The organism is Murdochiella massiliensis (assembly GCF_900059565.1).
In the GTDB taxonomy this organism is placed as follows: Bacteria; Bacillota; Clostridia; order Tissierellales; family Peptoniphilaceae; genus Murdochiella; species Murdochiella massiliensis.
In genome coordinates this window covers 940,803-953,036 of the sequence record NZ_FIZW01000002.1, presented here as the reverse complement: position 1 = coordinate 953,036, position 12,234 = coordinate 940,803, and the positions used below count along the sequence as shown (strand labels likewise).

Annotated in this window: 7 protein-coding genes; 5 read left to right on the top strand and 2 right to left on the bottom strand. The window is 50.4% G+C overall.

Features of this window, described 5'->3' with window-relative positions:
- Window positions 1–63: 63 nt before the first annotated feature.
- Complete coding sequence (locus BN3910_RS05855) at window positions 64–1,278, top strand: ATP-binding protein (RefSeq protein ID WP_066925273.1); 1,215 nt, start codon at window positions 64–66, stop codon at window positions 1,276–1,278.
- A 293-nt stretch (window positions 1,279–1,571) separates the two neighbouring features.
- Here the strand turns inward: BN3910_RS05855 and BN3910_RS05850 are convergent, their stop codons facing one another.
- Together BN3910_RS05850 and BN3910_RS05845 are read right to left on the bottom strand one after the other, a co-directional pair.
- A complete protein-coding gene (locus tag BN3910_RS05850) occupies window positions 1,572–2,615 on the bottom strand; it encodes a ribonucleotide-diphosphate reductase subunit beta (RefSeq protein WP_066925269.1) in 1,044 nt (347 codons plus the stop codon).
- Between the two features lie 144 nt (window positions 2,616–2,759).
- Window positions 2,760–5,324 (bottom strand): ribonucleoside-diphosphate reductase subunit alpha, encoded by a 2,565-nt coding sequence (locus tag BN3910_RS05845; protein ID WP_066925265.1) that lies wholly within the window; start codon window positions 5,322–5,324, stop codon window positions 2,760–2,762.
- A gap of 373 nt (window positions 5,325–5,697) precedes the next feature.
- Here BN3910_RS05845 and BN3910_RS05840 point away from each other — a divergent pair, with 373 nt between their 5' ends.
- From BN3910_RS05840 to BN3910_RS05825, 4 genes are all read left to right on the top strand, one after another.
- Window positions 5,698–7,260 carry an ATP-binding cassette domain-containing protein gene (locus tag BN3910_RS05840; protein ID WP_066925262.1) on the top strand — a complete coding sequence of 521 codons (1,563 nt, stop codon included), beginning with the start codon at window positions 5,698–5,700 and terminating at the stop codon, window positions 7,258–7,260.
- A 288-nt stretch (window positions 7,261–7,548) separates the two neighbouring features.
- Complete coding sequence (locus tag BN3910_RS05835; RefSeq protein WP_066925259.1) at window positions 7,549–8,058, top strand: GNAT family N-acetyltransferase; 510 nt, start codon at window positions 7,549–7,551, stop codon at window positions 8,056–8,058.
- A gap of 125 nt (window positions 8,059–8,183) precedes the next feature.
- On the top strand, window positions 8,184–9,554 hold the full coding sequence (locus BN3910_RS05830) for an MATE family efflux transporter (RefSeq protein ID WP_187367693.1): 1,371 nt from the start codon (window positions 8,184–8,186) through the stop codon (window positions 9,552–9,554).
- Between the two features lie 104 nt (window positions 9,555–9,658).
- Window positions 9,659–12,181 carry an ATP-binding protein gene (locus BN3910_RS05825; protein WP_066925252.1) on the top strand — a complete coding sequence of 841 codons (2,523 nt, stop codon included), beginning with the start codon at window positions 9,659–9,661 and terminating at the stop codon, window positions 12,179–12,181.
- The last annotated feature ends 53 nt before the right edge of the window (window positions 12,182–12,234 follow it).

Here is a 12,234-nt window from a genome sequence, read left to right as displayed (position 1 = left end):
CCATTATGTCTTTGATAAATTGATTTTGCTACCAAAACGTTGTCTTGGAAAGGAGGGAGTGTAGTGATTCAACGAGAGATTTATATGCGACGCATTCGCCCTTTTATTGATGGAGAGCTGATAAAAGTCATGACAGGGTTACGACGCAGCGGAAAGTCGGTCATGCTGGAACTCATCAAGCAGGAATTGCGCGAACGGGGTGTTGAGGAAGAGCAAATGATTACGATCAATTTTGAGGATATGAAGTACGCCTCATTGTGTACGGCACAAGCTCTGCATGACGTAATTCAGTACCGAGTAAAAAACCTACAAAAAAAAGCATATCTTTTTTTTGATGAAATTCAGGCGGTTACTGAGTGGGAAAAATGTGTGAATTCTTTGCGCGTTTCCATGGATTGCGATATCTATCTTACCGGTTCAAATGCCAGTCTGCTCTCCGGAGAGCTTGCTACGTTACTTGGCGGACGGTATGTGGAATTTGTAATCTATCCGTTCTCCTTCTCTGAATATCTGGCATCTTATCAACCCCTCTTTCCACAGGATTCGATACAGGATTGCTTTAATCGCTACCTTCTTCTGGGCGGTATGCCGTATCTTAGCAATCTTCATTATTCGCCGGAACCCTGTCAACAATATTTAATGGACGTGTTTAACTCCGTACAATTGAAAGATGTTGTTCAGCGTAATAAGCTGCGCGATGCGGACTTGTTGGAACGCCTTTTAATGTACATCATGGCCAACGTGGGCACGACCTTTTCTGCGACATCCCTGGTCAAATTCTTCCGTAGCGAACATCGTAGCGTATCCGTAGAAACGATATTGAACTATATTAAGTATTGTTGCGAGGCTTATCTTTTTTATCCCGTCAAACGCCAAGACGTTCCGGGAAAACAGATTCTTGCCACCGGCGAAAAGTATTATATAGCGGATCACGGCTTTCGCGAGGCTGTCTTTGGAGGAAATCAACGGGATATTCAGCGGGTTTTAGAAAATATCGTATTTATGGAATTGCTGCGTCGAAATTATAAAGTGAGCGTGGGCAAGGTGGGCGAGAAAGAAGTGGACTTTGTCTGCGAAAAAAAAGGAGAAAAACTGTATGTACAGGTGACCTATCTTCTCGCCGGTGAAGAAACCATAAAACGCGAATTTGGTGTTTTGGACAGTATTCGTGACAATTTTCCCAAATACGTTGTTTCCCTTGATGAGATCAATCACAGTCGAAATGGCATCAAACATCAAAACATTCGCGACTTCTTGCTGGCGGAGCATTGGGGATAACAGAACGATTCGAGACATTTCATGCATAGATTATGGGGAATAAAACAGACGATGGTTTACGCTTTTTGTAAACCATCGTCTGTTTTATGAGGATCTGTTTCATGCAACCACCACGTCCCTGAGCCGCTCATTCTCTGCCAAGCCATCCTGTTCGCGAGTCGCCTCTTCGACGAGCCCCGACAAAATAAACGGGAAGAAGAGCGAAGGGGCGAGGAGAAGCGAGCGACGAGCGGACAGGATGGCTTGGCCTTGACGAGGAAAAGCGAGCGACGAGCGGACAGGATGGCTTGGTTTTACAGATCGTCCACCAGCGCGCCGCTCTTGGCATAGGCGGTGGAGCGGGCTTCAAAGAAATCGGTGCGGATCATGTTGGCGTTAGAGTAGTTGGAGACCCATTTCATGCTATCGGGTTCTTCCTGATAGCCGGAGAAGATGGGATCCAGACCGAGACCGGTCGCACGCAGATTGCCGAGATAGCGGATATAGTCGACGCACATCTGGCCGTTTAAGCCTTCCAGTCGATTGCCGATCACGTAGTCGGCCCAAGCCATTTCCTGCTCCGTGCCTTCTTTAATCATGCGTTGGTATTCATCCTGCAACGTGCTGCGGAAGAGTTCCGGGTTTTCGTCACGAAGCGCATGGATTATGCTGCGGAAAAGCCAAAGGTGTGTATTTTCATCGCGGTTGATGTAGCGAATTTGCTGCGCTGAGCCGGTCATGCGACCGTTGCGTGCCAAATTGTAGAAGAACATGAATCCGCTGTAGAAGTAAATGCCTTCGAGGATGTAATTTCCGATCATCACGCGCATGAAGTTGTGCACATCCGGCTGCTGCTGAAAATCGTTATAGATGTCGCCGATGAACTTGTTCCGGCGAAGTAGATGTTCATCGTTTTTCCACTGGTACAGCACCGCATCGCGCTCGTTTGGCTCGCAGATGGAATCCAGCATGTAGCTGTAACTCTGGGAATGGATGCATTCCTGGTAGGTTTGGATATGCAAACAGAGGTTGGTCTCATTGGCTGTGATGTATTGCGAAATGGACGGCAGATTGGCCGACTGAATGCTGTCCAGGAAAATCAGGAAGCTGAGGATCTTATCGTAGGCACGCCGTTCGTCTTCCACAAGCTGCGGATACTGCTTTTTATCCTGTGCCAGGTTAATTTCCTCCGGAATCCAGAAATTGTTCATGGCCTGACGATACCAGTCGGAAACCCAGTCGTATTTCATGTTGTTGAAATCGTTGAGGTTGGTGGTATTGCCGCCGATCATGCGGCGTTTTACCAGCTCCGTGTCACCATCCGGGTTAAACAACGGGTTTTTGCGCATAAGTTCCATATTGATCCTTTCTTGGCCACATACGGCTCCGTTCATCCTTCTTGCCACCCTCTCAGCGCATCGCCGCGTGCAGACGTTGTAACGCCTCGGCTTTGTTGCAGCGCTGTCCTCGTGAAATGCGGCGGCGAAATCACCTTTTTGTTATTATACCGCGCAGCTCTCACAATCCTCTACCTGCAAACTCTTGGAACGGATGTAGTAAAGGGTTTTTAAGCCGGCATGATAGGCTTCCAGATATAGGCTTAAGATCTGTCGGAAGGTAAAGTCGTTCGTGATATACAGGTTCATGCTGGTCGCCTGGTCGACATGGCGGGTGCGCACGCCGGCGGCTCGGATGGACCAGGACTGATCCGTCTGATGCGCAGCATTGTAATAGACGTAATTGGAAAGGTTAAGATCCGGTGCAACGCGTGGAATCAGACCGTTCTTTTTCTCATCATAATAGAAGCGGTTCATGACCGGATCCACGCCCGGTGATGTACCCGCAATAATGGACGTGGACGACGTGGGCGCGATCGCCAACAGATAGCCGTTGCGCAGACCATACTGCTTGACCTTCGCTGCCAGCGCCTTCCAGCGCTCATCGGTATAGTTGCGGTCGGTGAAATACGTGCCATCCTCCCATGCCGAGCCGGAAAAATAGGGATAGGCGCCTTTTTCTTTGGCGTTTTCCATCGAGGCGGTAATGGCGTAATAATTCATGTCTTCAAAGACGCGATCGGCCAGCGCCAGGTGCTCTTCCGATTCCCAGAAGACGCGCTCATTGGCTAAAAGGTGATGATAGCCGGAAACGCCGAGACCGATGGGACGATAGTTGCTGTTGTTGACCTTGGCCGCCGATACCGGGAAGTAGTTGAGCTCGATGACATTATCCAGCGCCCGAACGGCCGCCGTTGTGATGCGACGATACTCTTCGGCGTCATGAACGTTGATTTTTCCTAAATTGAGGCTTGCCAAGTTGCAGACAACGTAATCGCCCGGCGTTGTCTTGGTGACGATGATGGGATCGCCGTCGGCGGATTCCGTCGTGACGATTTCTTCATCCAGCGTTTCCGTAGCGGACATATTCTGTGCAATTTCCGTGCAGAGGTTGGAGCAGTAGATGATGCCCTTATCTTTATTCGGGTTGGCGCGGTTGACGACATCCCGGTTAAAGGTAAAGGGGGTACCCGTTTCGACGAGACTCTTGATCATCAGGCGCACCATTTCCTTAATGGGAATCCAGCGCTTTGAAATGCGCTCATCGCTTAAGCAGTCCAGATATTTTTCCGTCCATTCCTTGCCATAGGAATCTTCCAGCGCATAGCCTTTGACGGTGAGAATTTCATGCGGGTCTAATAGACCCCACTGGCCCTCCATATTGGTTTCCACTTGTTCCCAGAAATAGTCCGGATAGCAGATGGCCGGGAAGACGTCGTGGGCTTTCATGCGGTCATCACCGTTATTGGTACGAAGCTGCAAAAACTCCGGCACATCTTTGTGCCAGCAATCGAGATAGACGGCAACCGCACCCTGACGTACGCCAAGTTGATCGACGGCGACAGCGGTGTCATTGGCTAAGCGCACCCAACGGATGACGCCACCGGCCGCACCCTTAAAGCCGCGAATCGAGGCGCCAGCGGCGCGAACTTTACCGAAATAGAGACCCATTCCGCCTCCGAATTTCGAGACGTTGGCAAAATTGGTGATGGAGCGATAAATCCCCTTCAGATCGTCGGGAACGGTATCAATAAAGCAGGAGCTCAGCTGGTGGAAAGGCTTACGGGCATTGGCAAGCGTCGGTGTCGCCATGGTTACTTTCAAGGAGCTGAGCATGAGATAGAACTCTTTTGCCCAATACATGCGTCGCTCTTTTTCCGGAATGGCTAAAAATAGAGCAATGCCCAGCATCATTTCCTGGATGGTTTCCAGCGGCTCGAGGTCGAAGCTGCGTACGACGTAGCGATTGACGAGCAGATCATAGCCGGAATAGTTAAACAGCAGGTCGGCCGATTCATCGATCCAACCGGCGGCTTCTTCCAATTCCTCAACGGTATAGTGTTCCAGCACTTCGTCGCCATAGAGACCTTCGGCATGCATGGAGCGCAATTTCTCAGAAAAACGAAGCGTGCGGGGGTGGTCAATGCCGGGAACCTTTCCTTCGGCGATCCGCTTTTGCCAGGTCTTTTCCAAGCGCTGATGGTACTGAATGCCATAAAAGCGTGCGGCAATGAATTCCCAGCGGGTGGCTTCTTCATCGGTCAGCTCAATCGCAGCGTGAATCAGTGCCTCCATGCGCTCGGCAACACTTTTCCCTTCTTTATAGAAACTTTCAAACTTGTAAAGCAGATGGCGCAGATCATAGATGTCGTCACGGAAGGCGTCTTCGATGGCCAACAGTACGTCATGCAACACCGGCACTTCCGGAAAATAGCTCTCTAAACGGGAGCGGATCATGCGCTTTTTGCGCCGCTCTTCCCGATAGAGAATATAGCTCTTTGCGACTTCGTAATGGTCCGCTTCCATCAGCTGTAACTCGACGCGGTCCTGTATGGCCTCAACCGACAGTTCATGGGCGTCGGAGAAGCGCGCTTCGACATGGTCGACCAGCGCGCTGAGTTCTTCCTCGGAGATGGCCTTATTCACCTGAGCAAAGGCTTTCGCCATCGCCTGTTCAATCTTTTTTCTCTCGTACGGCACGATGCGGCCGTCTCGTTTTATGACTTGCATGGAGCATCCTTCCCGGTTCATGGTATTTGCCTCGGCATGGCCGGGCACTGTTGTTTTGACGCCGTTTTTTCGTCGATTTTAGCACGGCTTGGCCTTGGGACTTGTCTCGGCCGACGCCGTAAGCGATTGGTTTTATTCTACGATATATAGGTTTTCTTGCCAAGGTCAGAAACAAGATATGGTGGAAACTTGAGAAAGAGAGGAAAACGGGAAAGCCAAGAAGAAGCGCGTTTTCACCACCTCCTTGTTCAGAATAGACTTCGTCATTGATCTTGCGAAAAATGGATAGTCCAACGTTCGCAAGAAAACAGTTTTACACTATTGAGAAATTCGTATCACTTGTTATGATTGTTACATAAAAGGCAAAACAAAAATGCAGGTTGAACCGGCTTCTTCGCGAGCGTATACCAAATCGTATCTGGATGAGCTTCTTCCTCAAAAAGCAGTGGAAAAATGTATATTGAAAGGCAATCATATGTTAAACGCATTTAAAAAATTGTTACCCTACAATAATTATGGATGGACGTTCGGGTATATTTTTTTCAGCGTATGCAATGTTTTTGTCCTTCTGATCAATCCTTATCTTTCGCAAAAATTCATCGATGCTATTGTCGCTTCATCGTCGAATCAAGCATTATTCTTAGCTCAAATTCTTCTACTATTTTTCGTTCTTGGCCAATTCATAGGATTTGCGCAAGATTATGCAAAGGGAATGAGTGAGAGGTCAAATTGGGCAAAGACGATCAAGCAAGCCGATCTTAATGCCATAGCGTATGATCCGAAAAAGGCACAGCGGACATCTGAAGAAGTACATCAGCAACTCGGACAAGTTTATGAGATGGTTAAGGACTATTATATGGTTGCACCTGTCGATTTACTCATATGTCTTGTGCAAGAAATTGCCATCTTGATCCTATTGGCGCAAGTCTCCTTTGTACACGCTGTTTGTGTGGGTGTGTTAACTCCTTTATTTTTGCTTATTTCGAATAGATATAGTAGCCGGCTTGCTGCTTGTAATAATCAATCATTGCATGACATGAAGGAAACCCGACAGCTCGTCGCAGACAAAACAGGCTTTTCTTTAAGTGATCGAAGTCATCAACAATCCTTTTTCAAGCCGCTGAAAGCATATTTAGATAAATATTTACAGAGCAAAAAACAAGCGGTTCTGGTGAATGCAATTTTTACAAATGTTTTTTCCTATGCCTTTCTTAACATCATTATTCTATTTTCGTTGCTTCTTTCCGGCTACTTTGTACTTCAGGGAAAAATGACCTTAGGAACGCTCTATGCGATTACTCTTTATGTTTCACGGTTTTGGTCACCGATGGAGAACATTCTTGATGTCTGGAGTGACTTTGTTGAGAAAAAAGATATTATAAAGGACTTTTGTGCATTCCTGTCACCGCCGATAATGAAACGAATCACCAGCCCAATTTCTTCAATACAATTAGTTAATTATCTCTCCATAAACGAAAATGGAAATCCTCTTCATCTGCCTTTAAATGTTACGTTTACCAAAGGGAATTTATATGTACTTACCGGAGAAAACGGAAGTGGAAAAACAAGTTTAATGCTGGCAATGCTGGGTTTCAGCAACCGATTTCAGGGAGAAATCATTCCCAATCATCAAGCGCTCAATACTTCCTATCTCTACTCTCCTGCTGAGCCCTATGACAGCAGGTATTTCGAAAATAAAGTTGTGCAAAATCCATCAATGGGTCAAAAGAAGATGGCTCAATTAAAGAGAGACTGCATGGAAACGAAAGAAGTTTATTTCTTCGATGAGCCAACGAATTATCTTGATTCTGAGAGGAAGAAGCAAGCGATACGAATGATTCAATCCTTAAAACGCGAAGATCGGATAATTCTTGTAGTCACCCATGAAAAATCGTTAATCCAGCAGGCAGATGTCGTCATCTCCTTGAAACAGTGAACATGAGGATAATATAATTCAGTTGGTGTAAAAACAAATGAGCCATCTGGCCGTTAATACAAACTTCTCCGTCAAGGGGATGCAGAACGGTCGGCCGTCCATGGGGGCGATGCAAGGACACTTTTTTTGCCCTGTGCCATGAAAGGGGAAGAAGTATCGTATACTATAAGGAAAAACAAAGACCTGTAGCGTTGAAATTGTTGATGCGCCTTCGAGCAGGTTGGTGACGGACTTTTTTGTTGGAAAAACACAGCGATGGCATGAAGATGCGTCGAAGGGAACCGTAACATGGATGAGATACGACAAGCAACGATGCACGATTTGCCTGCGGTGATGGCCTTATTGGACATGGGGCGTGCGCGGATGCGTGCGGAGGGCAATAAAACGCAATGGCCTGCGGGAGTGCCTTCCGAAGAAAAAGTACGTCAAGACCTTGACGCGAAACGCAGCTTTTTGCGTCTTGTAGATGGTCAAGCCGTCGGCACGTTCTGCCTTCTGGAGACACCGGATCCGAATTATGCAGAAATTGACGGCGGATGGTTAAATACGGAGCCGTATTTTACGCTGCATCGGGTGGCGGGCGATCCATCGGTGCCGGGTCTTGCGCGGGCGATGTTTCACTTTACCGAGGAGCGGGCGCGCCGATGCGGAGTGCGCAATCTGCGCATTGATACGCATAAAGACAATGTCGGTATGCAGCGGGTGCTGGCAAAAGCCGGCTTTGTGCATTGCGGCGTGATTCGACTGGAAAACGGTGATCCGCGCGAAGCCTTTCAAAAGATATTGGAGGATGAATAACACTTGGTGTCGGCGACATCGTGCCGAGGCAAGAGGAAACGTCAACGAAGAAACGTTCTTGGATGCCTGCCGATGAAGCCTTGGCGACACCATCCCGAAAAAGGAAAGAGAAAAAGCGAGAGAGCATGGAACAAGAACAGCAAAAACGATGGACATTTCTGGAATTGAATATGGTGCGCAAGATTTTCGGCCTGGCGTGGCCGTCGATCTTGGAAAACCTGGCGACGACGATCACCAACATTATTGATACCGTGATGGTATCCCCGTTGGGACCGGCGGCGGTAGCCGCAGTCGGCATCACCATTCAACCAGTTTTCCTGTTGCTGGCGCCGATTATTGCGATGTATGTCGCGGTGGCAGCCATTGTAGCCCGACGAAAAGGCGAAGGAAAACGGGCTGAGGCCAATCAGACGGTCATGACCGTCCTGCTGCTCTCTCTGGCTATTTACGTCGTCATCGCCTTCGTCGTCAATCTGTTTTATGATCCGCTTTTGCGCTTTATGGGGTCAAATCCGGAGATCCATGACGATGCGGCGAATTATCTGCGCATTCTTCTTACCGGTATCGTATTCAATATCGCGACCATGATTATCAACGCCGGACACAGCGGTTCCGGCAATACGCGTGTGGCTTTTGTGTCGAACGTCACGTCCAGCGTGGTCAATATTACCTGTAACTATTTGCTGATCGAAGGGCATTTGGGCTTTCCGGCGCTGGGCGTAAGCGGTGCGGCTATCGCGTCGGTTATCGGCCAGGCATTCGGTTTGGCGGTCAGCATCGCCTCGCTTTTTAAACACGATAGCTTCATTCAGTTGCGCTATTGCCTGCAAAAGAAGGTGCGTCCGGCCTGGGATGCACTGAAAACGGTGGCATCGCTGGCGGTGAATATTTTCATTGAAAACCTGTTGATGCGTGTGGGCTTCATGGTCACTGCCATGCAGGCGGCAAGTCTTGGAACGGAAGTCTTCGCAACGCATAACGTGGGCATGAACCTTTTGAACTTCGGCTTTTCGCTGGCCAGCGGGATGCAGACGGCGGCGGTGGCTTCTACGGGTTCGGCCCTTGGTGCGGGAAAGAAAGAGAAGGCCATGGATTACGGCTACACCTGTCTGTTTCTGGGCAGCATTCTGTCTATGCTGTGGATTATTACGCTGTTCTTTTTCGGCGGCGCGTTCTTCCGCATCACCTTCAGCGAAGCGAGCTTCATCACGCGCGGCATTCGCATTTCGCACTACGTGATGTTTATCGTATTCTTCCAGATTGTGTCCATCGTTTGTGCAGGAGCGCTGCGCGCTGCGGGAGATGTACGCTACACGCTCCTGGTTTCGACCATTACGATTACAGTCATTCGTTCCGCAGTGACCATCGTTTTGGTGCAGACCTTTCATATGGGCATTGATGGAATCTGGCTGGGCATTCTGGCGCACCAGTTTTCAAGCGCCATTCTTATGGTGGCGCGCTTCCGCCGCGGAAAATGGGTGGAGTTGCGAATTTAACGGCAAGGCGGATGTGCCGTGGAGAGGCGAGGTATCGACGCAAAGTCGCCTTTACTGATCCGGCAAGGCGGAGAAAAACTTCCGATATGGAGAAAGGAAAGCGCATGAAAATCATTGAACGGCTTGGCGAATTTTATCTCGGTCAGCAGGTCAATCCGGAAACAGGAGAAAAGGAAGATATTCCCTTTCTCTATGCGTCTTCGGATTTGACGACACATGCGATGCTGGTTGGCATGACCGGCAGCGGCAAGACAGGTCTGGGCATTGATCTTCTCGAAGAGGCGATTGTGGACGGCCTTCCGGCCATCGTGATTGACCCGAAAGGGGATATGGCCAATCTTCTGTTGGCTTTTCCTTCGCTAAGCGGAAAGCAGCTCTTGCCGTGGATTACGCCGCAGGCTGCGGAGCAGGCGGGGATGTCTGCCGAAGCGTATGCCGAAGAGGAGGCGAAGCGCTGGCAGGAAGGACGAACGGCAGCCGGCATGGATGCGGCACGCGTTGCTCTTCTTTCACAGGCAGATATTACGGTCTATACGCCGGGCTCACGTACGGGTGAGCCGCTATCCGTGATGGATGTAGCGCAAATGCCGCCGGAGGCGATCCTTGCGGAGGAAGAGAGTTTTAACGCTTACGTTTCATCGACCGTGGCGGGGCTTTTGGCCTTGGTGGACGTGGATGCGGATCCGCTGACCAGTAAGGCACATCTTCTGTTAAGCGCATTGCTTTCTACGCGCTGGAAGGCCGGAGAAGCGATGGATTTGCCGTCGTTGATTTCCGCTATTCAGCAGCCGGGAATCGACAAACTCGGCGTGATGCCGCTTGAAGCGTTTTATCCGGAAAAGGAGCGCCTGGCCTTGGCAATGCGCTTTAACCAACTCTTTGCGTCGCCCCAATTTGCCACCTGGCGAGAAGGCGTGGCGCCGGATCCGCAGCGTTTGCTCTACACGCCGGAAGGTAAGCCGCGTGTGGCAATTCTTTCGCTGGCCCATTTGAACGACCGGGAGCGGATGTTTGTGGTTACGCTCCTTCTCAATCAGGTGGTGGGTTGGATGCGTCGTCAAAGCGGACAGTCCGCCTTGCGTGCGCTTCTCTATATGGATGAGGTGCAGGGCTATTTTCCGCCGGTGGCGAATCCCGCCTCGAAAGCGCCGATGATGACGCTCCTGAAACAGGCCAGAGCGTTCGGCCTCGGCATTGTATTGGCCACGCAGAATCCGGCGGATCTGGATTACAAAGGTCTTTCCAACATCGGCACTTGGTTTATCGGCCATTTGCAAACGCAACAGGATCGCGATCGTCTCTTGGACGGCATGGATGCGGACGGGACGCTCGCACAAAACCGAAGCGAATTAAACGTTCTGCTCTCTCGCCTGCCTAAGCGCACGTTCTATGTGCATAACATTCACGCCCGCGCGGATGCACTGTTTTCCACACGCTGGACGATGTCCTATCTTGCCGGTCCCTTGACGGGGATGCAGCTGAAGGCATTGACGAAGAAGACGGACGAAGCGGGGACGGCTACGCCAGAGGCTTCGGTCGCGTCGGCGACGGTTTCCTCGGCTCCCGGTATGGAACAGGCTTCCGGCGTGTCATCGACGTCAACATCGGTGCTTCCGGCTTCCGCTATCCCGGAGGCGGCGAACGAAAGTGCCACGACAGGAGCGGCAGCTTCGTCGACATCCGCTTCGTCGACAGTTGCTTCGCCGACAGTCGCTTCGCCGAAGGCCACTGTGCCGCCGCTGTTGCCAAAGGGCATTGCAGCTTATTATCATCCGGCTGTGGGAGCGGCGTCGTATACGGCATACCTTTGCGGCAGCGCGAAAATCTTTTATGAAGACGAAAAAGCGGGAATCGCTTCCGAAAAGGCGTGCTACTATTTGACGGCGATTCCTGCGCCGCCGGCAGGCGCGGACTGGCAGAATGCGCAGAGAGAGGACCCGGCATCTTTCACCTTGCAGGCGGATGTTCCGCAGGGGGCTGCGTTTCAACCTTTTGCCTTTGAGGCATTGGTCGGAGATGTGATGAAAAATGCGAAAACGTCATTGAAGAATTTCGTTTATGCCAATGAGCGTCTGCGTGTCCCGTTCCAACGTTCGACCGGCATTTATGGACGACCCGGCGAAGAAGAGGAATTTGCAATTCGCGTTGACGCTGCACTTCGCGAAGCGCGCGATCGGGAGATGCAAAAGATCAAGGAGACCTATCAAAAGAAGCTCAATACGATGCAGGAACGCATTCGCAAGGCGGAGCTGGCGGTACAGCGGGAAGAAACGCAGGCGGAAGCGGCCAAGCAGAGTACGATGGTCAGTGTGGGTTCGGCGCTTTTAGGCGGACTCTTCGGAAGTAAGAAAATCAGTTCGTCGCTGGTGACGCGTGTGGGAAGTTCGGCGCGTTCGCTAAGTCGTCAACGGGCACAGGAGGACGATATCCGCCGTGCTGAGGCAAATGTGGAAGCATATCAGCAGGAGTTCCAGCGTCTGGAAGAGGCGCTTGCCGCAGAGCTGGAACAGGTGAGTGAACGGTTTTCGACGGAGCGCGATGAAGTCGAAGAGGTGGATATCAAGCCGAAAAAGACCAATATTCAGGTGCAGGATCTCTTCCTGATATGGATGCCGGATGGGCAATAACGGGGAGAATAGAGAGATTAGATAAATGCCTTGTGTATGGCGGATGCCGGACG

Excerpts from the sequence above, each read along its gene's own strand:
- BN3910_RS05825 (WP_066925252.1), top strand. The coding sequence starts at position 9,659 with ATGAAAATCATTGAACGGCTTGGCGAATTTTATCTCGGTCAGCAGGTC.
- BN3910_RS05840 (WP_066925262.1), top strand. The coding sequence starts at position 5,698 with ATGCAGGTTGAACCGGCTTCTTCGCGAGCGTATACCAAATCGTATCTG.
- BN3910_RS05845 (WP_066925265.1), bottom strand. The coding sequence starts at position 5,324 with ATGCAAGTCATAAAACGAGACGGCCGCATCGTGCCGTACGAGAGAAAA.
- BN3910_RS05830 (WP_187367693.1), top strand. The coding sequence starts at position 8,184 with ATGGAACAAGAACAGCAAAAACGATGGACATTTCTGGAATTGAATATG.
- BN3910_RS05835 (WP_066925259.1), top strand. The coding sequence starts at position 7,549 with ATGGATGAGATACGACAAGCAACGATGCACGATTTGCCTGCGGTGATG.
- BN3910_RS05850 (WP_066925269.1), bottom strand. The coding sequence starts at position 2,615 with ATGGAACTTATGCGCAAAAACCCGTTGTTTAACCCGGATGGTGACACG.